The organism is Streptococcus sp. SPS1, assembly GCF_030439915.1.
Lineage (GTDB): Bacteria > Bacillota > Bacilli > Lactobacillales > Streptococcaceae > Streptococcus.
Window position 1 is genome coordinate 37,742 of record NZ_JAQFJG010000004.1, and the last position, 21,342, is coordinate 59,083.

General features: G+C 40.4%; 22 protein-coding genes and 2 pseudogenes. 21 read left to right on the forward strand and 3 right to left on the reverse strand.

Translation table 11 applies throughout. From position 1 onward, the window contains the following. Positions 1-16: 16 nt before the first annotated feature. Positions 17-661: a pyroglutamyl-peptidase I gene (pcp, locus tag PCY12_RS04530; RefSeq protein WP_301351796.1), complete on the forward strand. Its 645-nt coding sequence runs from the start codon at positions 17-19 to the stop codon at positions 659-661. 26 nt (positions 662-687) lie between these two features. On the opposite strand, the gene PCY12_RS04535 is transcribed toward pcp, so the two are convergent. Then, positions 688-1,545 (reverse strand): DUF975 family protein, encoded by an 858-nt coding sequence (locus PCY12_RS04535; RefSeq protein WP_301351797.1) that lies wholly within the window; start codon positions 1,543-1,545, stop codon positions 688-690. 116 nt (positions 1,546-1,661) lie between these two features. Here PCY12_RS04535 and tgt point away from each other — a divergent pair, with 116 nt between their 5' ends. From tgt to PCY12_RS04600, 13 genes and pseudogenes are all read left to right on the forward strand, one after another. Continuing rightward, positions 1,662-2,804: a tRNA guanosine(34) transglycosylase Tgt gene (gene tgt, locus PCY12_RS04540; RefSeq protein ID WP_173250001.1), complete on the forward strand. Its 1,143-nt coding sequence runs from the start codon at positions 1,662-1,664 to the stop codon at positions 2,802-2,804. A gap of 100 nt (positions 2,805-2,904) precedes the next feature. Next, positions 2,905-4,722 carry an acyltransferase family protein gene (locus PCY12_RS04545; RefSeq protein WP_120164283.1) on the forward strand — a complete coding sequence of 606 codons (1,818 nt, stop codon included), beginning with the start codon at positions 2,905-2,907 and terminating at the stop codon, positions 4,720-4,722. A gap of 151 nt (positions 4,723-4,873) precedes the next feature. Next, positions 4,874-6,025, forward strand: coding sequence for an N-acetylglucosamine-6-phosphate deacetylase (gene nagA, locus PCY12_RS04550; RefSeq protein WP_173214452.1), 1,152 nt, complete (start codon positions 4,874-4,876; stop codon positions 6,023-6,025). Between the two features lie 162 nt (positions 6,026-6,187). Continuing rightward, the gene (locus PCY12_RS04555; protein ID WP_173214454.1) at positions 6,188-7,246 is read left to right on the forward strand and encodes a zinc-dependent alcohol dehydrogenase family protein; all 1,059 of its coding nucleotides are present in this window, start codon (positions 6,188-6,190) and stop codon (positions 7,244-7,246) included. Between the two features lie 149 nt (positions 7,247-7,395). Then, entirely contained in the window at positions 7,396-7,761 is a 366-nt protein-coding gene (locus tag PCY12_RS04560) for a DUF1033 family protein (RefSeq protein ID WP_301351798.1), read from the forward strand. Between the two features lie 76 nt (positions 7,762-7,837). Further along, complete coding sequence (comGA, locus tag PCY12_RS04565; protein WP_301351799.1) at positions 7,838-8,779, forward strand: competence type IV pilus ATPase ComGA; 942 nt, start codon at positions 7,838-7,840, stop codon at positions 8,777-8,779. Next, the gene (gene comGB / locus PCY12_RS04570; protein WP_301351867.1) at positions 8,727-9,743 is read left to right on the forward strand and encodes a competence type IV pilus assembly protein ComGB; all 1,017 of its coding nucleotides are present in this window, start codon (positions 8,727-8,729) and stop codon (positions 9,741-9,743) included. Before comGA ends, comGB begins: the two co-directional genes overlap by 53 nt. A gap of 1 nt (position 9,744) precedes the next feature. Continuing rightward, positions 9,745-10,068, forward strand: a complete 324-nt coding sequence (comGC, locus tag PCY12_RS04575) for a comG operon protein ComGC (protein ID WP_173278621.1) — start codon at positions 9,745-9,747, stop codon at positions 10,066-10,068. Then, entirely contained in the window at positions 10,031-10,465 is a 435-nt protein-coding gene (gene comGD, locus PCY12_RS04580) for a competence type IV pilus minor pilin ComGD (RefSeq protein ID WP_301351801.1), read from the forward strand. The genes comGC and comGD overlap by 38 nt, the downstream gene beginning before the upstream one ends. Next, a complete protein-coding gene (gene comGE, locus PCY12_RS04585) occupies positions 10,428-10,730 on the forward strand; it encodes a competence type IV pilus minor pilin ComGE (protein WP_261195465.1) in 303 nt (100 codons plus the stop codon). Before comGD ends, comGE begins: the two co-directional genes overlap by 38 nt. Next, entirely contained in the window at positions 10,693-11,154 is a 462-nt protein-coding gene (gene comGF, locus PCY12_RS04590; RefSeq protein WP_301351802.1) for a competence type IV pilus minor pilin ComGF, read from the forward strand. Before comGE ends, comGF begins: the two co-directional genes overlap by 38 nt. Further along, complete coding sequence (comGG, locus tag PCY12_RS04595; protein WP_301351804.1) at positions 11,132-11,533, forward strand: competence type IV pilus minor pilin ComGG; 402 nt, start codon at positions 11,132-11,134, stop codon at positions 11,531-11,533. The genes comGF and comGG overlap by 23 nt, the downstream gene beginning before the upstream one ends. A 32-nt stretch (positions 11,534-11,565) precedes the next feature. Next, positions 11,566-11,691, forward strand: a pseudogene (locus PCY12_RS04600) (SAM-dependent methyltransferase); the annotation flags it as partial. A 578-nt stretch (positions 11,692-12,269) separates the two neighbouring features. Here PCY12_RS04600 and PCY12_RS04605 read toward each other — a convergent pair. Further along, positions 12,270-12,746, reverse strand: coding sequence for a GNAT family N-acetyltransferase (locus PCY12_RS04605; protein WP_301351806.1), 477 nt, complete (start codon positions 12,744-12,746; stop codon positions 12,270-12,272). Between the two features lie 148 nt (positions 12,747-12,894). Further along, positions 12,895-13,650, reverse strand: a pseudogene (locus PCY12_RS04610) (IS5 family transposase). A gap of 377 nt (positions 13,651-14,027) precedes the next feature. Between PCY12_RS04610 and PCY12_RS04615 the strand changes: the two are divergent. From PCY12_RS04615 to tkt, 7 genes are all read left to right on the forward strand, one after another. After that, positions 14,028-14,981 carry a class I SAM-dependent methyltransferase gene (locus tag PCY12_RS04615; protein ID WP_301351808.1) on the forward strand — a complete coding sequence of 318 codons (954 nt, stop codon included), beginning with the start codon at positions 14,028-14,030 and terminating at the stop codon, positions 14,979-14,981. Between the two features lie 50 nt (positions 14,982-15,031). Continuing rightward, positions 15,032-16,222, forward strand: a complete 1,191-nt coding sequence (locus PCY12_RS04620; protein WP_301351809.1) for an acetate kinase — start codon at positions 15,032-15,034, stop codon at positions 16,220-16,222. Between the two features lie 148 nt (positions 16,223-16,370). Further along, entirely contained in the window at positions 16,371-16,742 is a 372-nt protein-coding gene (gene rnpA / locus PCY12_RS04625; protein ID WP_000739245.1) for a ribonuclease P protein component, read from the forward strand. Next, entirely contained in the window at positions 16,717-17,541 is an 825-nt protein-coding gene (locus tag PCY12_RS04630; protein ID WP_301351810.1) for a membrane protein insertase YidC, read from the forward strand. The genes rnpA and PCY12_RS04630 overlap by 26 nt, the downstream gene beginning before the upstream one ends. 17 nt (positions 17,542-17,558) lie before the next feature. Beyond that, complete coding sequence (gene jag, locus PCY12_RS04635; protein ID WP_301351811.1) at positions 17,559-18,545, forward strand: RNA-binding cell elongation regulator Jag/EloR; 987 nt, start codon at positions 17,559-17,561, stop codon at positions 18,543-18,545. A gap of 50 nt (positions 18,546-18,595) precedes the next feature. After that, a complete protein-coding gene (locus PCY12_RS04640) occupies positions 18,596-19,219 on the forward strand; it encodes an HI_0552 family protein (protein ID WP_301351813.1) in 624 nt (207 codons plus the stop codon). A 116-nt stretch (positions 19,220-19,335) separates the two neighbouring features. Beyond that, entirely contained in the window at positions 19,336-21,312 is a 1,977-nt protein-coding gene (gene tkt, locus PCY12_RS04645) for a transketolase (RefSeq protein ID WP_301351814.1), read from the forward strand. Positions 21,313-21,342: the final 30 nt, after the last annotated feature.

Here is a 21,342-nt window from a genome sequence, read left to right on the forward strand (position 1 = left end):
TTTTGAGGAGTTAGAAATGAAAGTATTAGTGACAGGTTTTGAGCCCTTTGGAGGGGAAAAGGTCAATCCAGCCTTGGAGGCCGTTAAAGGTTTACCAGCTGAAATCCATGGTGCTGAGGTCCGTTGGTTAGAAGTGCCAACAGTCTTTCACAAATCGGCCCAAGTATTGGAAGAAGAGATGAACCGTTATCAACCTGACTTTGTTCTTTGTATCGGCCAAGCAGGTGGAAGAACCAGCTTGACGCCTGAACGAGTAGCCATTAACCAAGACGATGCACGCATTCCTGATAACGAAGGTAATCAACCGATTGACCTTCCCATTCGCCCAGATGGTGCTTCAGCCTACTTTAGTAGTTTGCCGATTAAAGCGATGGTTCAAGCTATAAAAAAAGAGGGATTGCCGTCCTCTGTTTCCAATAGTGCAGGGACTTTTGTCTGCAATCATTTGATGTATCAGGTCCTCTATTTGGTAGAAAAGAAATTTCCACATGTTAGGGCAGGGTTTATGCACATTCCTTATATGATGGAACAGGTAGTGAATAGACCGACTACCCCAGCTATGAGTTTAGTGGATATTAGGCGAGGGATAGAAGCAGCAATCGGCGCCATGATAGAACATGGGGATCAGGATCTCAAGTTGGTAGGTGGAGAAACTCATTGATAGAAAAAAGCTTGAGGGAAAAACCTTCAAGCTTTTGGACGTTTTCGAGCCAGTACTGCTCGGTAGAAAATTATTTTATTGATTTGAATGTAGGGTAGGAGTGTGAAACTAGCAATTCCAAAGGTAATCCAATTGAGGAAATACCAAGGAAGGAGTTGTAAGTCTAGAACAAAGCGCTGAAATTTGTAACCTTTCATTAAGAAACGGCTGGTTTTAAGGATTTGTCCTGGTTTGGCTTGTCCTAAGTCTAGGGTGTCACAGAGGAGAAATTCTACCTGCGAATAGGCATAGTATTGTGGAATATAGAGACTATTTCCGACAATCATCAAGAGGATACTTGCTAGAAAGTAAAGACCAAAGGTCATGAGGAAACGCTCAGTTTCAACTGACGTGAGATCCAGATTGGGAAATTCAGGATGAAGGGCAACGAATTTCTTTGCAAGAAAGCTACTGTAAAAAAGGAAGTGAATTCCAAGCAAACTAGGAATGCTCCATAAGAAGAGATAGAAACGTTTGAGAAGGAGAGTCAAAAAGGTTTGTGAAAAGTGCTCTTCGTTAAAGAGAGTGAGACTATTTTTGACGGATAGTTCTGTATCTGGATTCTTGATGAGTTTCAGAGTTGTATAAACTGAACTGGTTAGAAGAATAGTTCCGATAAAGGAGACTAATAGAGGAAAAAGGTAGGCTTGGAATACATGACCAAGAACGCTTAAAAAGGGTTGTTCTAAAACACTCTCATTGATACGCTCTAAGGGATTGAGGAAGCCAGACAAGATGACCAGTATACTAGGTAAGAGATAGACGAGAAAGAGGCGGGGATTTTCAGCCTGAAATTGTCTAGCTTGCAGACGAACGGTTTTTAAATCAATTTTTGGGTATTTCATTCTCTCATTATACCATAGTTCGTGACAGTTCCGGCTTTTTTTGATAAAATCATACAGTATGCCCTTGGGCACAAAGTATGAACTGGGACTGTCTTTCCCAGCTTCGGAGGTAAAAAATGTCAGATTCACCAATCAAATATCGTTTGATTAAGAAAGAAAAACACACGGGAGCTCGTCTGGGGGAAATCATCACTCCCCACGGTACCTTCCCAACACCTATGTTTATGCCAGTTGGGACACAAGCCACTGTCAAAACTCAGTCGCCTGAAGAATTGAAGGAGATGGGTTCAGGGATTATCCTGTCAAACACTTATCATCTCTGGCTTCGTCCTGGAGATGAACTCATTGCACGCGCTGGTGGTCTCCACAAATTCATGAATTGGGACCAGCCTATTTTGACAGATAGTGGTGGTTTTCAGGTTTATTCCTTAGCAGATAGCCGTAATATCACAGAAGAAGGAGTAACCTTTAAAAACCATCTCAATGGTTCCAAGATGTTCTTATCGCCAGAAAAAGCTATCTCTATTCAGAATAATCTAGGTTCAGACATCATGATGTCCTTTGATGAATGTCCTCAGTTTTATCAACCATACGACTACGTTAAGAAATCAATTGAGCGTACCAGCCGTTGGGCTGAGCGTGGTTTGAAGGCTCATCGTCGTCCGCATGACCAAGGATTATTTGGGATTGTGCAGGGAGCAGGATTTGAAGATTTGCGTCGCCAATCGGCTCATGACCTTGTCAGCATGGATTTTCCAGGCTACTCTATCGGTGGTTTGGCAGTGGGAGAAACCCATGAAGAGATGAATGCAGTCTTGGACTTTACAACTCAATTGCTACCTGAAAATAAACCTCGCTATTTGATGGGGGTCGGAGCACCAGATAGCTTGATTGATGGTGTGATTCGTGGGGTGGATATGTTTGACTGCGTCCTGCCGACTCGTATTGCTCGTAACGGAACTTGTATGACCAGTCAGGGGCGTTTGGTTGTCAAGAATGCCCAGTTTGCTGAGGACTTTACGCCACTGGATCCTGAGTGTGATTGCTACACATGTAAGAACTATACACGCGCCTACCTTCGTCACCTGCTCAAGGCCGATGAAACCTTTGGTATCCGCTTGACTAGCTACCACAATCTTTACTTCTTACTCAACCTGATGAAGCAAGTGCGACAAGCCATCATGGCTGACAATCTCTTGGAATTTCGTGAGTATTTTGTGGAAAAATATGGCTATAATAAGTCAGGACGCAATTTCTAAAATGGAATTGATATAAGCTAAAAATCCTAAGTTTTCTCTTAGGATTTTTCTTCTTTTTTTGATAGAATAAAGTGTACAATGAAAGGAAGAATAAACTCGTATGCGCATTAAATGGTTTTCCTTGATTAGGATTATAGGTTTACTTTTGGTACTCTTGTATCACTTCTTTCAGACCATCTTTCCTGGAGGTTTTTTCGGGGTAGATGTCTTTTTCACGTTTTCAGGCTTCCTGATTACGGCTCTACTCATCGAAGAATTTTCTAAGAATCACGAGATTGACTTGATTGGATTTTTTAGGAGACGCTTTTATCGGATTGTTCCACCTGTGGTTTTGATGGTCTTGGTAACCATGCCCTTTACTTTCTTAGTTCGACAAGATTATGTAGCTGGAATTGGGGGTCAGATTGCAGGTGTCTTAGGCTTTATGACCAACTTCTATGAACTTCTAACAGGTGGGAGTTATGAATCTCAGTTCATTCCTCATTTGTTTGTTCATAATTGGAGCTTGGCCGTTGAGGTTCACTACTATATTCTTTGGGGATTGGCAGTTTGGTTCTTATCTAAACAGGCTAAATCAAATGGTCAGTTGAAGGGGATGGTTTTTCTTTTATCTGCCACTGCCTTCTTGATCAGCTTCTTCTCCATGTTTATTGGTAGTTTTCTAGTAACCTCTTATTCCTCTGTTTACTTCTCCAGTTTAACTCATGTCTATCCATTCTTTTTGGGAAGTATCCTAGCAACTATTGTAGGCGTTCGTCAGACGACTTCCCTCGTCAAGCAGTTGGATAAAATCTGGGATTTACGAAAGACCCTGTTGATTTTTGCAGGAGGTTTTGCCTTCTTACTCATTTTGACCTTCTTTGTCAAATTTACCTATCTCTTTGCCTATCTTATTGGCTTCTTGCTTGCCAGCCTTGCAGCTCTTGCTATGATTCTGGCGGCGCGTGTCTTACATGAAAAGACTCCTAACGTGCAGGAGCCAAAGATGATCAGCTTTTTAGCGGATACTAGCTATGCGGTTTATCTTTTCCATTGGCCTTTCTATATCATTTTTTCACAGTTGACATCAAATCTTCTTGCTGTATTACTGACTTTGATTTTTTCTTATGGCTTTGCTAGCCTATCATTCTATGTATTGGAGCCGTGGATTGCAGGCAAGAACACACCTATTATACAAACTCTTCGTCCCCTGCCTTATATTCACGCAATTCTTGCAACAAGTACAGGAATCTTGGCCTTCATTGTCTTCTTAGTAACTCTGTTGGCACCACAAGTGGGAGCGTTTGAGACAGATTTAACTGTCAATGGCTTGAAGCAAGCTGCAACAAATATTGCCCAAACAAAAGTGATGGCAGAACGAGCAGAAGCTGATAGTTTGGGGATTGCTGATGGTACTATGTTAATTGGTGACTCAGTGGCTTTAAGGGCAAATACAGCTTTGCAGACAGCCCTTCCAGGAGCACAGATAAATGCTCAGGTCAGCAGAACAACCAAGAATGCCAATGAAATCATGCTAAACAATAGCCAGAATAAATTTTTACCTAAGATGGTGGTCATTGCGACTGGGGTAAATAATCCTGAAAATTACAAGGAAGACTGGGACAGTATCGTGAAAAATCTTCCTAAGGGCCATCATATGGTTTTGGTGACTCCTTATGAGGGAGATAAGACAAAAGAGACCTATGCCATCGTTGAGAAGGCGGCTGCCTATATGAGAGAATTGGCAGAGAAGACACCTTACATTACGATAGCAGATTGGAATCAAGTTGCGAAAGAGCATCCAGAAATCTGGGCAGGAACAGACCAAGTCCATTTCGGAAGTGACACTAGCACTATTGAAGTAGGAGCAAAATTGTATGCAGATACCATTGCTACAGCCTTGCAAACAGCTCAAGACAAACCAGTCAAATCAAAATAACCTGTATTACAGAGAAAAGAGTTGGAGAAATCCAGCTCTTTTAAAATATCTCTAGAAAATAGGTCTATACCATTTACAAATAAAAAAGAAAGGTTTATAATGTAATTGACATAATAAATTGTAGAATCAATCTTTTAAGGAGGTTAACATTATGCCTAACTATATTAAAGCAGATCAATTTTTCTACCCACACGGGGTTCGTCGTGGTGGATACTTGGAACTTGTGGACGGCAAGTTTGGAAAACATGTAGAGCAAATTCCTGAAGGAGCAGAGGTGATTGACTATACAGGTTATAGCATTGCACCAGGTCTTGTGGATACTCATATTCATGGATATGCAGGTGTAGATGTGATGGACAACAACATTGAAGGGACATTGCATACTATGAGTGAAGGACTTCTTAGTACCGGTGTTACCAGTTTCTTGCCCACAACTTTAACAGCCACTTATGAGCAATTGCTTGCAGTCACTGAAAATCTTGGAAACCATTATAAAGAAGCAACAGGTGCTAAGATTCGTGGGATTTATTATGAAGGTCCATATTTCACAGAAACTTTTAAGGGGGCACAAAATCCAACTTATATGAGAGACCCGGGTGTTGAGGAGTTTCATTCTTGGCAGGATGCTGCAAAAGGGATGCTAAATAAGATCGCTATTGCACCAGAACGTGATGGGGTGGAAGATTTTGTACGTACTATTACAGGTGAAGGTGTGACAGTTGCACTTGGACACTCAGATGCGACATTTGAACAAGCTAAGAAGGCAGTTGATGCTGGAGCTAGTGTATGGGTACATGCCTATAATGGGATGCGTGGTTTAACACACCGCGAACTCGGTATGGTAGGAGCTATGTATGAGCTCCCACATACTTACGCAGAATTGATTTGTGATGGTTATCACGTAGATCCAAAAGCTTGTGAGATTTTACTTAAGCAAAAGGGGACAGAAAACATCGCTCTTATTACGGACTGTATGACAGCTGGTGGGCTTGAAGACGGTGACTATATGTTGGGAGAATTCCCTGTTGTAGTAGCAAATGGAACTGCACGTCTCAAATCTACTGGTAATTTGGCAGGTTCTATCCTCAAACTTAAAGATGGTATGAGAAATGTAGTCGAGTGGGGTATTGCAAATCCACACGAAGCGGTCATGATGGCCAGCCTCAACCCAGCAAAATCCGTTCACATCGATGATGTCTGTGGTCAAATCCGTGAAGGCTACGATGCTGACTTTATCGTACTAGATAAAGATTTGGAATTGGTAGCAACCTACCTAGACGGTGTGAAACGTTATCAAGCATAAGAGAGAAGGCAGAAGTTAGAGACTAGCTTCTGCTTTTTTATCTATATTACTTTACCGGTAAATGAAAAAGTTAAAAATATCACAAAAAATCTTGAACAAGCAAATGAAAAGGTTTACAATTATATTATAAATAGTACAAATAAAAAAACGGAGGAGTGCTTTATGAAAGCCTATACTTATGTTAAACCAGGACTTGCTTCTTTTGTTGATGTAGACAAACCAGTTATTCGTAAGCCAACAGACGCTATTGTGCGTATCGTAAAAACCACTATTTGTGGAACAGACCTCCATATTATCAAAGGGGATGTTCCTGCTTGCCAAAGTGGTACCATTCTTGGTCACGAAGGGATTGGGATTGTTGAAGAAGTTGGGGAAGGAGTTTCTAACTTCAAAAAAGGCGACAAGGTCTTGATTTCTTGTGTCTGTGCCTGTGGTAAATGCTACTACTGTAAAAAAGGAATTTATGCCCACTGTGAAGACGAAGGGGGCTGGATTTTCGGTCACTTAATTGATGGTATGCAGGCTGAATATCTACGTGTCCCTCATGCAGATAATACTCTTTACCACACTCCAGAAGACTTGTCAGATGAAGCCTTGGTTATGCTATCAGACATTCTACCTACTGGATATGAAATTGGTGTCTTGAAAGGGGAAGTAGAACCTGGTTGCAGCGTAGCCATTATTGGTTCAGGTCCAGTTGGATTGGCTGCTCTTTTAACAGCTCAATTCTACTCACCAGCTAAATTGATTATGGTGGACTTAGACGATAACCGCTTGGAAACTGCTGTATCATTTGGTGCGACTCACAAGGTTAATTCTTCAGACCCTGAAAAAGCCATTAAAGAAATTTATGATTTGACAGATGGCCGTGGTGTAGATGTCGCTATCGAAGCTGTTGGTATTCCTGCAACATTTGATTTCTGTCAAAAGATTATTGGTGTAGACGGAACAGTTGCCAACTGTGGTGTACATGGTAAACCAGTTGAATTTGATTTAGACAAACTTTGGATTCGCAACATCAATGTAACAACTGGTTTGGTATCTACAAATACAACTCCACAATTGTTGAAAGCACTTGAAAGTCATAAGATTGAACCAGAAAAATTGGTAACTCACTATTTCAAACTCAGTGAAATTGAAAAAGCCTATGAAGTCTTCAGTAAGGCAGCAGACCACCATGCAATTAAGGTCATCATCGAAAACGATATTTCTGAAGCCTAGGTAGTAAAAAGATTTTGGAACACAAGCAAATAGAAATTCAGTCATCCATCAGATGACTGGATTTTTTATCAAAAAATTAAGAATGAGCATATTTCTTTTCTTGTCTGGCGGAATTGGTTATAATATACGGTACAAAGGAATGAATGAATATGTATCGTGTTATAGAAATGTACGGAGATTTTGAACCGTGGTGGTTCTTAGAAGGTTGGGAAGAAGATATTGTAGCAAGTAAGAAATTTGACCAGTATTATGATGCTCTCAAATACTACAAAACTTGCTGGTTTAAATTAGAACAAGAATCCCCTCTTTATAAAAGCAGAAGTGACTTGATGACCATTTTTTGGGATCCAGAAGACCAACGCTGGTGTGATGAATGTGATGACTATTTACAACAATACCATTCTTTGGCTCTTTTGCAGGATGAGCAGGTTATCCCAGATGAAAAACTACGCCCAGGCTATGAAAAACAAACCGGTCGGGAAAGGCATCGTTCTTGCCGTATGAAATTAAAATAGAGAAAAAGTAACTTTTTTGGAGTTGCTTTTTTTATTTTCCCAAATCTTTGCGAATAGTATAGGTGAGGAGGTAAGTATGGTTCAAGAAATTGCACAAGAAATCATTCGTTCGGCTCGGAAAAAAGGAGCGCAAGACATTTATTTTGTCCCCAAGTTAGACGCCTATGAGCTTCATATGAGAGTCGGAGATGAGCGCTGTAAAATCGGTTGTTATGACTTTGAAAAATTTGCGGCCGTCATCAGTCACTTTAAGTTTGTGGCGGGTATGAATGTGGGAGAAAAGCGACGCAGTCAACTTGGTTCCTGTGATTATGAATATGATCAGAAGATGGCGTCCCTACGTTTATCTACTGTAGGTGATTATCGAGGGCATGAGAGTTTAGTCATTCGTTTGTTGCATGATGAGAAGCAGGAGTTGCATTTTTGGTTTCAGGATATTGAAGAACTGGGCAAGCAGTACAGGCAACGGGGACTCTATCTTTTTGCTGGTCCAGTCGGCAGTGGTAAGACAACCTTAATGCACGAATTGGCTAAATCTCTCTTTAAAGGACAGCAAGTTATGTCCATCGAAGATCCTGTCGAAATCAAGCAGGATGACATGCTCCAATTACAGTTGAATGAGGCAATCGGACTAACCTATGAAAATCTGATAAAACTTTCCTTACGTCATCGGCCAGACCTCTTGATTATCGGAGAAATTCGGGACAGCGAGACGGCGCGTGCAGTGGTCAGAGCCAGTTTGACAGGGGCGACAGTCTTTTCAACCATTCACGCCAAGAGTATTCGAGGTGTTTATGAGCGCTTGCTGGAGTTGGGTGTGAGTGAGGAAGAATTAGCAGTCGTTCTGCAAGGAGTCTGCTACCAGAGATTAATCGGGGGAGGAGGAATCGTTGACTTTGCAAACAAAGGCTATCAAGAACACCAGCCAACTAGCTGGAATGAACAGATTGACCAGCTTTTTAAAGATGGACATATCACAAGTCTTCAGGCTGAAACGGAAAAAATTAGCTACAGCTAAGCAAAAAAATATCATCACCCTGTTTAACAATCTCTTTTCCAGCGGTTTTCATCTGGTGGAGACTATCTCCTTTTTAGATAGGAGTGCCTTGTTGGATAAGCAGTGTGTGACCCAGATGCTCACGGGTTTGTCTCAAGGAAAATCATTCTCAGAAATGATGGAAAGTTTGGGTTTTTCAAGTGCCATTGTCACTCAGTTATCCCTAGCGGAAGTCCATGGAAATCTCCACCTGAGTTTGGGAAAGATAGAAGAGTATCTGGACAATCTGGCCAAGGTTAAGAAAAAACTAATTGAAGTAGCGACTTATCCTTTGATTTTGCTAGGTTTTCTTCTCTTAATCATGCTGGGGCTACGGAACTACCTACTACCACAACTGGATAGTAGCAATATTGCCACCCAAATCATTGGCAATCTGCCACAAATCTTTCTAGGCATGGTAGGGTTTGTTTCCATACTTGCCCTTTTAGCACTAACTTTTTATAAAAGAAGTTCTAAGATGCGCGTCTTTTCTATCTTAGCACGCCTTCCCTTTCTTGGAATCTTTGTGCAGACCTATTTGACAGCCTATTATGCGCGTGAGTGGGGGAATATGATTTCGCAGGGAATGGAGCTGACGCAGATTTTTCAGATCATGCAGGAACAAGGTTCACAGCTCTTTAAAGAAATCGGTCAAGACCTAGCTCAATCCCTACAAAGTGGCCGCGAATTTTCTCAAACCATAGCAACCTATCCTTTCTTTAAGAAGGAGTTGAGCCTCATCATCGAGTATGGGGAAGTCAAGTCCAAGCTGGGTAGTGAGTTGGAAATCTATGCTGAAAAAACTTGGGAAACCTTTTTTACCCGAGTCAACCGCACCATGAATCTGGTGCAGCCACTGGTCTTTATCTTTGTGGCACTGATTATCGTTTTACTTTATGCGGCAATGCTGATGCCCATGTATCAAAATATGGAGGTAAATTTTTAACATGAAAAAAATGATAACATTCTTGAAAAAAGCTAAGGTTAAAGCTTTCACACTTGTGGAGATGTTGGTGGTCTTGCTCATCATCAGTGTGCTTCTCTTACTCTTTGTACCTAATCTGACCAAGCAAAAAGAAGCAGTCAACGATAAAGGAAAAGCTGCTGTTGTTAAGGTGGTGGAAAGCCAGGCAGAGCTTTATAGCTTAGATAAAAATGAAGATGCTAGCTTAAGTAAGTTACAAGCAGATGGGCGAATCACAGAAGAGCAAGCTAAAGCTTATAAAGAATACCATGCTAAACAAAATACCAGTCAAACCGTTGCAGATTAAGGCATTTACCATGTTTGAAAGTCTATTGGTTTTGGGTCTTGTGAGTATCCTTGCCTTGGGCTTGTCAGGCTCTGTTCAGTCCACTTTTGCAGCGGTAGAGGAGCAGATTTTCTTTATGGAGTTTGAAGAACTCTATCGGGAAACCCAAAAACGCAGTGTAGCCAGTCAGCAAAAGACTAGTCTAAACTTAGATGGGCAGACGATCAGTAATGGCAGTCAAAAGTTGACAGTTCCTAAAGGGATTCAGGCACCATCGGGACAAAGTATCACATTTGACCGAGCTGGGGGCAATTCGTCTCTGGCTAAGGTTGAATTTCAGACCAGTAAAGGAATGATTCGTTATCAATTATATCTAGGAAATGGAAAAATTAAACGCATTAAGGAAACAAAAAATTAGGGCAGTGATTTTACTGGAAGCAGTGGTTGCTTTAGCTATCTTTGCCAGCATTGCGACGCTCCTTTTGGGACAAATTCAGAAAAATAGGCAAGAAGAAGCAAAAGTTTTGCAAAAGGAAGAAGTCTTGAGGGTAGCTAAGATGGCTCTGCAGACAGGTCAAAATCAGGTAAACATCAACGGAGTTGAGATTCAGGTGTTTTCTAGTGAAAAGGGATTGGAGGTCTACCATGGTTCAGAACAGTTGTTGGCAATCAAAGAGCCATAAGGTCAAGGCTTTTACCCTGTTAGAATCCCTGATTGCCCTCATTGTCATCAGTGGAAGTTTACTTCTCTTTCAAGCTATGAGTCAGCTTCTCATTTCAGAAGTTCGCTACCAGCAACAAAGCGAACAAAAGGAGTGGCTCTTGTTTGTGGACCAGTTGGAGGCAGAATTAGACCGTTCGCAGTTCGAAAAAGTGGAGGGCAACCGCCTCTATATGAAGCAGGATGGCAAGGAAATTGCGATAGGTAAGTCAAAATCGGATGATTTTCGAAAAACTGATGCCAGTGGACGAGGTTATCAACCTATGGTTTATGGCCTCAAATCCGCTCAGATTACAGAGGACAATCAACTGGTTCGTTTTCGTTTCCAGTTCCAAAAAGGCTTAGAAAGGGAGTTCATCTATCGTGTGGAAAAAGAAAAAAGTTAAAGCGGGTGTTCTCCTTTATGCAGTCACCATGGCAGCCATCTTTAGTCTTTTGTTACAATTTTACTTGAACCGACAAGTCGCCCACCATCGAGACTATGCTTTAAATAAAGAAAAGTTGGTTGCTTTTGCCATGGCTAAACGAACCAAGTATAAAGCCGAGCAAGAAAGTGGGGAACAGGTTTTTAATCTAGGTCAGGTAAGCTATCAAAACAAGAAAACTGGCTTAGTGACGAGGGTTCGCACGCCTAAGAGTCAATATGAGTTTCTGTTTCCTTCCGTCAAAATCAAAGAAGAGAAAAGAGATAAAAAGGAAGAGGTAGCGACCGATTCAAGCGAAAAAGCGGAGAAGAAAAAACCAGAAAAGAAAGAGAATTCCTAGCCAATCAAACTACTTTGTGCTAAACTAAAAACATGAAACATGATTTTAACCACAAAGCAGAAACTTTCGATTCGTCTAAAAATATCTTCCTTGCAAACTTGGTTTGTCAAGCAGTCGAGAAACAGATTGATCTTCTATCAGACAAAGAAATTTTGGATGCTTCTTGTATGAATAATCGGGGTAGATACCTATCCGAATTTTTAAATTTTTCTAGTACAAAGAAGTTACTAAGGAACATCGCGAAAGGTTCTGTTAATCAATCCAATATAAAGGCAAGGAGTAGTAAATACGAAACAAATTTTAAAATTTTTTAAATTGAAATTTGGCTTTTAACATGAGGGGTCTCCCTTCACCAAATTTGAGTCTGCCTATCCCTTGACTATTCTTTCCTTTCACAAACGAGTCGCTTATTCAATTATAAGTTTACGTGCTCCTAGTCACAGTTCTTGTGCTTGATGGAAAGAATGACACCTATAAAAATGCGAGGTAGTGGCTGTACCACTTACTTATTCACCTCCCCGTGATTTGTAGTAGTGATAGGCTTTCTCACTATTATTATAAAACAAAATAAAGAGCACAACACTTTTTCATTCTGTATTGTACCTTGAGTGAAACGAAAGGAATGAATTATAAACATAAAAGTTTAGTATATAGATTATTTCTCTCAAAATATGTAAATAAGATAGAATACTAAATTTATAGCAGACTTAGAGAAAAGCAGAAACTAGCAATGACACTAGTTTCTGCTTTTCTCCATAATAATTAATTTCCCCCTTTTTCCTTCTAAATCTTTTTTCACAACAAAAAAACCGGAATTTCTATATGCTTTTTGAGCCAATATATTTTTCTCATTTACAGCTAATACAATATGGTTAATTTCTAATTTTAAAGTTAAGTCTATGAACTCAAATATTTCATTCAGAGCATTAGAACCATATCCTTGCTTTCTGAAATTATCATCAATAGAAAATCCTCTAATAAGCGCATAATCATTTTGATAATAGCCATACTCTTTAGGACCCGTGTTTAGGTGTAGGCAAAAAAATCCAATTACTTTATGGTCTTTATTAAGTATTACTATTGGGTATCTATACTTATCTTCTTTAGACTTTTCAATAATATTTTTTGGGGTATCAGTATGTGTAATATCATTTAAAGAATAAGAACTTAAAGAATGGTAATGGTCAACTTCACTATACAAAGATAATTTCATGATAATTAATTCCGTTCTCTTTATGTAGGATACATAACTAAATAGGACTCTAGGTATGTAGATTTTTTATGAAATGTCCTATAAAAATCAGATATATTTAGAGTTATTACTTTAGTCCTTTATTTTCATTATTAGACTTCCTGCAAAACTAGAATCCTAGTTCATGATTGATAATGCCAGCAATCGAATTCATTCGTAATCCGAAGCGTTTACGATGATTTCGATAGGTTGTTGAAAACATTTTAAACGTTTTTACTGTGGCAAAAATATTCTCAACCTTGCTGCTCTCCTTAGATAGTGCATGGTTACAGGCTTTGTCTTCAAGAGTTAATGGCTTAAGTTTACTTGATTTCCTCGGAGTTTGTGCTTGAGGATATATCTTCATGAGTCCTTGATAAGCACTGTCAGCCAAGATTTTACCAGCTTGTCCGATATTTCTGCGACTCATTTTGAACAACTTCATATCGTGACAATAGTTCACAGTGATCTCCAAAAAACAATTCTCCCTTGACTTGTGACAATTGCTTGAACCTTCATAGCGCGGCATTTCTTTTTACCAGAATAATTCTCTAATTGTTTTTTTAGGGCGATTGATTTTTACTTCCGTCGCATCAATCATTACCGTGTCCTCAGAACTGAGAGGAGTTCTTGAAATCGTAAAACCACTTTGAACAAGAGTTACTTCAACCCATTGACTCCGATGGGTTAAGTTGCTTTCGTGAATACCAAAATCAGCCGCAATTTGTTCATAAGTTCGATATTCTCGCAAATATTGAAGAGTGGCCATAAGAAGGTCTTCTAGGCTTAATTTGAGTTTTCGTCCCCCTTTTGCGTGTTTACCTTGATAAGCTGTTTTTAATACAGCTAACATCTCTTCAAAAGTCGTGCGCTGAACACCAACCAGGAGCTTAAATCGTGCATCAGTTAGTTGTTTACTTGCTTCATAATTTTATTGTATCATATTTTTGTTTCACAGGAAGTCTAATAAATAAAAACTCTTTAAAATTTTGTTGGGAAAATGGGAAAAGATATAAATGGAAACTTAGTATAACACTTGGAAAACTCTGTAAAAATAGTAAGTCAATTCATGCTTCGTTTTTTCTCTAGGGAAGTTGGGCGGCTATATTTCTATGACCATTTGTCGGAATAAACATCCCTGCCAAGGGTCTATAGAAAAACTTTTGTTATCAGATTTAGATGCCCAACTTGTCATTTATACTCTTTCATATAGGACTTTCTATAAGGATGGAAAAAAGAAGGGAAATTTGATAAGATAGGAATATGGATTTTGAAAAAATTGAACAAGCTTATACCTATTTACTAGAGAATGTCCAAGTCATCCAAAGTGATTTGGCGACCAACTTTTATGACGCCTTGGTGGAGCAAAACAGCATCTATCTGGATTGTGAGACTGAGTTAGAGCAGGTCAAGGAGAACAATCATGCCCTTAAACGCTTAGCGCTTCGCAAAGAAGAATGGCTCAAGACCTACCAGTTTCTCTTGATGAAGGCTGGGCAGACAGAGCCCCTACAGGCCAATCACCAGTTTACACCAGATACCATTGCTTTACTTTTGGTGTTTATTGTGGAAGAGCTGTTTAAAGAGAAGGAGATTACGATCCTCGAAATGGGTTCCGGGATGGGAATTCTAGGCGCTACTTTCTTGACCTCGCTTGATAAAAAGGTGGATTACTTGGGAATGGAAGTGGATGATTTGCTGATTGATTTGGCAGCAAGCATGGCAGATGTAATTGGTTTGCAGGCTGGCTTTGTCCAAGGAGATGCTGTTCGTCCACAAATGCTCAAAGAAAGCGACGTGGTCATCAGCGACTTGCCTGTCGGCTATTATCCTGATGATGCCGTTGCGTCGCGCCATCAAGTTGCTTCTAGTCAAGAACATACTTACGCCCATCACTTGCTCATGGAACAAGGGCTTAAGTACCTCAAGTCAGATGGATATGCTATTTTTCTCGCTCCGAGTGATTTGTTGACCAGTCCTCAAAGTGACTTGTTGAAAGGCTGGTTGAAAGAAGAAGCAAGTCTGGTTGCTATGATTAGTTTACCTGAAAATCTCTTTGCCAGTTCTAAACAATCTAAGACTATTTTTATCTTACAGAAGAAAAATGAAATAGCAGTAGAACCCTTTGTTTATCCACTTGCTAGCTTGCAAGATGCAAGTGTTTTAATGAAATTTAAAGAAAATTTTCAAAAATGGACTCAAGATACTGAAATATAAAATAGATTTTGTTATAATAGATGAAAACGCTTAAAAAGGGGTATCGTGTTATGACAAAAACAATTGCAATCAATGCGGGAAGTTCAAGTTTGAAATGGCAATTATACTTAATGCCAGAAGAAAAAGTGTTAGCCAAAGGTTTGATTGAACGTATCGGTTTGAAAGATTCAATTTCAACTGTAAAATTTGATGGCCGTTCTGAACAACAAATTTTGGATATCGAAAATCACACTCAAGCTGTTAAAATCTTATTGGATGACTTGATTCGTTTCGATATTATCAAGGCTTATGATGAGATTACAGGTGTTGGACATCGTGTTGTTGCCGGCGGAGAATATTTTAAAGAATCAACAGTCGTTGAGGGAGATGTTTTAGAAAAAGTTGAAGAGTTGAGCTTGTTGGCTCCTCTTCACAATCCAGCCAATGCGGCAGGTGTTCGTGCCTTCAAGGAATTGTTGCCAGACATTACCAGTGTAGTTGTTTTTGATACTTCATTCCACACAAGTATGCCAGAGAAAGCTTATCGTTACCCTCTACCAACAAAATATTACACAGAAAACAAGGTTCGTAAATACGGTGCCCACGGCACAAGTCACCAGTTTGTAGCAGGAGAAGCTGCAAAACTATTGGGACGTCCATTAGAGGATTTGAAATTGATTACTTGCCACATCGGTAATGGTGCTTCTATTACAGCCGTTAAAGGTGGTCAATCTGTCGATACTTCAATGGGCTTCACTCCACTTGGTGGTGTGATGATGGGTACTCGTACAGGAGATATTGACCCAGCTATTATTCCTTATTTAATGCAATATACAGAGGACTTTAACACGCCTGAAGACATTAGTCGCGTCCTTAATCGTGAATCAGGGCTTATGGGTGTCTCAGGTAAATCTAGTGATATGCGTGATGTGATTGCTGCGAAAGAAGCAGGAGATCATGATGCTACCTTGGCCTATGAAATCTATATTGATCGTATCCAAAAACATATCGGTCAATACCTCGCAGTCCTAAACGGAGCAGATGCTATTATCTTTACAGCGGGTGTAGGAGAAAATGCAACCGATGTACGTGAAGATGTTATCTCAGGTATCTCTTGGTTTGGCTGTGATGTTGACCCAGAAAAGAACGTCTTTGGTGTGACAGGAGACATCTCAACAGAGGCAGCGAAGATCCGTGTATTGGTTATTCCAACAGATGAAGAGCTAGTTATTGCCCGTGACGTTGAACGCTTGAAAAAATAAGTAAAACTAGTAAAAATATTCCGTACAAGGAGTTGGGAAAGAGATTTTCCTGCTCCTTTTTCTGATGAAATTGTCCAAAACCTTGCTATGATTGGCTTTTTTGAAAAATATGGTATAATAGTAGTAATTTAATAGATGGAGTTGAGTTTTGAAGAAAAACTTTCGTGTAAAAAGAGAGAAAGATTTTAAGGCGATTTTCAAGGAGGGGACAAGTTTTGCCAATCGCAAATTTGTTGTCTACCAACTAGAAAACCAGAAAAACCATTTTCGAGTAGGTCTATCAGTTAGCAAAAAACTGGGGAATGCCGTCACTAGAAATCAAATCAAGCGACGAATTCGACATATTATCCAGAATGCAAAAGGGAGTCTGGTAGAAGATGTCGACTTTGTTGTCATTGCTCGAAAAGGAGTCGAAACCTTGGGATACGCAGAGATGGAGAAAAATCTACTCCACGTATTAAAATTATCAAAGATTTACCAGGAAGGAAATGGGAGTGAAAAAGAAACTACAGTTGACTAGTTTGCTAGGACTGTCTCTATTAATCATGACAGCTTGTGCGACTAATGGGACAACTAGCGATATTACGGCAGATTCGACTGATTTTTGGAGTAAATTTGTTTACTTCTTTGCGGAAATCATTCGCTTTTTATCGTTTGATATCAGTATCGGAGTGGGGATTATTCTCTTTACAATCTTGATTCGTACAGTCCTCTTGCCAGTCTTTCAGGTGCAAATGGTGGCTTCTAGGAAAATGCAGGAAGCTCAGCCACGCATTAAGGCGTTGCGAGAACAATATCCAGGTCGAGATATGGAGAGCAGAACCAAGCTAGAGCAAGAAATGCGTAAAGTCTTTAAAGAAATGGGTGTCAGACAGTCAGATTCTCTTTGGCCGATTTTGATTCAGATGCCGGTTATTTTGGCCTTGTTCCAAGCTCTATCAAGAGTTGACTTTTTAAAGACAGGTCATTTCTTATGGATTAACCTTGGTGGTGTGGATACAACATTTGTGCTTCCGATTTTAGCAGCAGTATTTACCTTTTTAAGTACTTGGTTGTCCAACAAAGCCTTGTCTGAGCGTAATGGAGCTACGACGGTGATGATGTACGGTATTCCGGTCTTGATTTTTATCTTTGCAGTTTATGCGCCAGGTGGAGTCGCCCTATACTGGACAGTGTCCAATGCTTATCAAGTCTTGCAAACCTATTTCTTGAACAATCCATTCAAGATTATCGCAGAGCGCGAGGCGGTAGTTCAGGCACAGAAAGATTTGGAAAATAGAAAAAGAAAAGCCAAGAAAAAGGCTCAGAAAACGAAATAATAAGGAGGAATCTGGTAATGGTAGTATTTACAGGTTCAACTGTTGAAGAAGCAATCCAAAAAGGACTGAAAAAATTAGATATTCCAAGGAAGAAGGCACATATTAAAGTCATTTCCAGGGAGAAAAAAGGCTTTCTTGGTTTATTTGGTAAAAAACCAGCCCAGGTTGACATTGAAGCTATTAGTGAAACGACTGTTGTCAAAGCAAACCAACAGGCAGTAAAAGGTGTTCCGAAAAAAATCAATGATTTGAATGAGCCTGTTAAAACAGTTAGTGAAGCAACTGTTGATTTGGGTCATGTTGTAGAGGTGATTAAAAAGATTGAAGAGGAAGGTCAAGGTATTTCTGATGAAGTCAAGGCTGAAATCTTAAAACATGAAAGACATGCCAGCACTATCTTGGAAGAAACTGGTCACATTGAGATTTTAAATGAACTTCAAATCGAGGAAGCGATGAGGGAAGAAGCGGGCGCTGATGACCTTGAAACTGAGCAAGACCAAACTGAAAATCAAGACTTGACAGAGATGGGCTTGAAAGTTGAACCGAGCTTTGATATTGCCCAGGTGGCTACGGATGTGACTGCCTATGTTCAAGCGATTGTGGATGACATGGATGTTGAAGCCACACTTTCAAATGACTATAACCGTCGTAGCATCAATCTACAAATTGATACCAATGAACCAGGTCGTATTATCGGTTATCATGGTAAAGTTTTGAAGGCCTTGCAACTATTGGCTCAAAATTATCTTTATAATCGCTATTCAAGAACCTTCTACATTACAATCAATGTCAATGATTATGTCGAACACCGTGCAGAAGTCTTGCAGACCTATGCGCAAAAATTGGCGATTCGTGTTTTAGAAGAAGGGCGTAGTCATCAAACAGATCCCATGTCGAATAGTGAACGCAAGATTATCCACCGTATTATTTCACGTATGGATGGCGTGACTAGTTATTCTGAGGGTGATGAGCCAAATCGCTATGTCGTTGTAGATACAGAATAAACAAAATCAGGCTTGACCTGATTTTTTGCTAGCTAGAGGAGATTAAACTAATGTTGAATAAGATAAGAGATTATTTAGACTTTGCTGGTTTGCAGTACCGTAATCCTGACAAAGCAGGAGCAGAGCGAGAGAAAATGCTGGAATTGCGCCACAAAGGCCAAGAGGCTCGAAAGGCTTTTACAGAACTGGCTAAAGCCTTTCAAGCAAGCCATCCAGAATGGCAACTCCAACAGACTAGCCAGTGGATGAATCAAGCGCAGCGTTTGCGACCACATTTTTGGGTCTATCTACAGAGAGACGGACAAGTGACAGAACCTATGATGGCTCTTCGTTTGTATGGAGTACCCTCTGATTTTGGTGTCTCACTAGAAGTTAGTTTTATCGAGCGCAAGAAAGATGAGCAAACTTTGGAGAAACAAACCAAGGTATTAGAAGTTCCAGTTGTAGAAGGGATTTATTATCTAGCCTACTCTGATGGTCAAAGTCAACGGTGGGAGGCGAACGAAGAAAATCGTCAGATCTTAGTCGAGAAGGTAGGCAGTCAAGAAATCCGAAAAGTTTTAGTTAAGGCAGATGTTTCTTTTATTGAAAATCAATCATTGGAAGTGATTTTAGAAAAATTAGATGAAGCTTATGAACGTTTACTTCCCTACTATCAGGCGACCAGAGGGTAGAAGTCACGAGACTTATCTAGCGTCGAATTGTTTAATTGCTATTCTATGTATTTTTTCATATAATAGTAAAATAGAATGTGTGATCCAATAATCACCTCAAATAGAAAGGAAATTCTATGTCAAATCTATCTGTTAATGCAATTCGTTTCCTAGGTATTGACGCTATCAACAAAGCCAACTCAGGTCACCCAGGTGTGGTTATGGGAGCAGCTCCGATGGCTTACAGCCTCTTTACAAAACAACTTCGTATCAATCCAGCTCAACCAAACTGGATTAACCGCGACCGCTTTATTCTTTCAGCTGGTCATGGTTCAATGCTCCTTTATGCTCTTCTGCACCTTTCTGGTTTTGAAGATGTCAGCATGGATGAGATTAAGAGCTTCCGTCAATGGGGTTCAAAAACACCAGGTCACCCAGAATTTGGTCATACAGCAGGGATTGATGCTACGACAGGTCCTCTAGGGCAAGGGATTTCAACTGCTACTGGTTTTGCGCAAGCAGAACGTTTCTTGGCAGCTAAATATAACCGCGAAGGCTACAATATCTTTGACCACTATACTTACGTTATCTGTGGAGACGGAGACTTGATGGAAGGTGTCTCAAGCGAGGCAGCTTCATACGCAGGTTTGCAAAAACTGGATAAGTTGGTTGTTCTTTATGATTCAAATGACATCAACTTGGATGGTGAGACAAAGGATTCCTTTACAGAAAGTGTTCGTGACCGTTACAATGCCTACGGTTGGCATACTGCCTTGGTTGAAGATGGAACAGACTTGGAAGCTATCCATGCTGCTATCGAAACAGCTAAAGCTTCAGGCAAACCATCTTTGATTGAAGTGAAGACTGTCATTGGATACGGTTCTCCAAATAAACAAGGAACTAATGCCGTACACGGTGCTCCTCTTGGAGCAGATGAAACTGCAGCTACTCGTCAAGCTCTCGGTTGGGACTACGAACCATTTGAAATCCCAGAACAAGTTTATGCTGATTTCAAAGAACATGTTGCAGACCGTGGCGCATCAGCTTATGAAGCTTGGACAAAATTAGTTGCTGACTATAAAGAGGCTCATCCAGAATTAGCTGCAGAAGTAGAAGCCATCATCGATGGACGTGATCCAGTTAAAGTGACTCCAGCAGACTTCCCAGCTTTAGAAAATGGCTTCTCTCAAGCAACTCGTAATTCAAGCCAAGATGCCTTGAATGTTGTGGCGGCTAAATTACCAACCTTCCTAGGTGGATCAGCTGACCTAGCTCACTCAAACATGACTTATATCAAGACTGACGGACTTCAAGACGATGCCAATCGCTTGAACCGTAACATTCAGTTTGGTGTTCGTGAATTTGCAATGGGAACGATTTTGAACGGGATGGCTCTTCACGGTGGACTTCGTGTATACGGTGGAACTTTCTTCGTCTTCTCTGACTATGTGAAGGCAGCTGTTCGCTTGTCAGCCTTGCAAGGACTTCCTGTGACTTATGTCTTTACTCACGATTCAATCGCAGTTGGAGAAGACGGTCCAACGCATGAACCGGTGGAACATTTGGCAGGTCTTCGTGCCATGCCAAATCTGAATGTTTTCCGTCCAGCAGACGCGCGTGAAACACAAGCAGCTTGGTACCTTGCAGTGACAAGTAAGAGAACGCCAACTGCCCTTGTCTTGACACGTCAGAATTTGACTGTTGAAGAGGGAACAGACTTCGACAAGGTTGCAAAAGGTGCCTATGTTGTCTATGAAAATGCAGCAGACTTTGATACCATCTTGATTGCGACAGGCTCAGAGGTTAATCTTGCTGTCTCAGCTGCCAAAGAATTGGCTAGTCAAGGTGAAAAAGTCCGCGTAGTCAGCATGCCATCTACAGATGTCTTTGATAAACAAGATGCAGCTTACAAGGAAGAAATTCTTCCAAATGCAGTTCGCCGTCGTGTTGCAGTCGAAATGGGTGCAACTCAAAACTGGTACAAATACGTTGGTCTTGATGGTGCCGTTCTCGGTATTGATACCTTCGGAGCCTCTGCCCCAGCACCAAAAGTATTGGCAGAATATGGCTTTACTGTAGAAAATCTTGTAAAAGTTGTTCAAAACTTGAAATAATCCTAAAAATCAGGGCGCAAGCTCTGGTTT

Bases quoted from the DNA above. Each gene is read 5' to 3' on its own strand.
- pcp (WP_301351796.1), top strand. From the start codon at position 17: ATGAAAGTATTAGTGACAGGTTTTGAGCCCTTTGGAGGGGAAAAGGTC.
- PCY12_RS04535 (WP_301351797.1), bottom strand. From the start codon at position 1,545: ATGAAATACCCAAAAATTGATTTAAAAACCGTTCGTCTGCAAGCTAGA.
- tgt (WP_173250001.1), top strand. From the start codon at position 1,662: ATGTCAGATTCACCAATCAAATATCGTTTGATTAAGAAAGAAAAACAC.
- PCY12_RS04545 (WP_120164283.1), top strand. From the start codon at position 2,905: ATGCGCATTAAATGGTTTTCCTTGATTAGGATTATAGGTTTACTTTTG.
- nagA (WP_173214452.1), top strand. From the start codon at position 4,874: ATGCCTAACTATATTAAAGCAGATCAATTTTTCTACCCACACGGGGTT.
- PCY12_RS04555 (WP_173214454.1), top strand. From the start codon at position 6,188: ATGAAAGCCTATACTTATGTTAAACCAGGACTTGCTTCTTTTGTTGAT.
- PCY12_RS04560 (WP_301351798.1), top strand. From the start codon at position 7,396: ATGTATCGTGTTATAGAAATGTACGGAGATTTTGAACCGTGGTGGTTC.
- comGA (WP_301351799.1), top strand. From the start codon at position 7,838: ATGGTTCAAGAAATTGCACAAGAAATCATTCGTTCGGCTCGGAAAAAA.
- comGB (WP_301351867.1), top strand. From the start codon at position 8,727: ATGGACATATCACAAGTCTTCAGGCTGAAACGGAAAAAATTAGCTACA.
- comGC (WP_173278621.1), top strand. From the start codon at position 9,745: ATGAAAAAAATGATAACATTCTTGAAAAAAGCTAAGGTTAAAGCTTTC.
- comGD (WP_301351801.1), top strand. From the start codon at position 10,031: ATGCTAAACAAAATACCAGTCAAACCGTTGCAGATTAAGGCATTTACC.
- comGE (WP_261195465.1), top strand. From the start codon at position 10,428: ATGGAAAAATTAAACGCATTAAGGAAACAAAAAATTAGGGCAGTGATT.
- comGF (WP_301351802.1), top strand. From the start codon at position 10,693: ATGGTTCAGAACAGTTGTTGGCAATCAAAGAGCCATAAGGTCAAGGCT.
- PCY12_RS04605 (WP_301351806.1), bottom strand. From the start codon at position 12,746: ATGAAATTATCTTTGTATAGTGAAGTTGACCATTACCATTCTTTAAGT.
- PCY12_RS04615 (WP_301351808.1), top strand. From the start codon at position 14,028: ATGGATTTTGAAAAAATTGAACAAGCTTATACCTATTTACTAGAGAAT.
- PCY12_RS04620 (WP_301351809.1), top strand. From the start codon at position 15,032: ATGACAAAAACAATTGCAATCAATGCGGGAAGTTCAAGTTTGAAATGG.
- jag (WP_301351811.1), top strand. From the start codon at position 17,559: ATGGTAGTATTTACAGGTTCAACTGTTGAAGAAGCAATCCAAAAAGGA.
- PCY12_RS04640 (WP_301351813.1), top strand. From the start codon at position 18,596: ATGTTGAATAAGATAAGAGATTATTTAGACTTTGCTGGTTTGCAGTAC.
- tkt (WP_301351814.1), top strand. From the start codon at position 19,336: ATGTCAAATCTATCTGTTAATGCAATTCGTTTCCTAGGTATTGACGCT.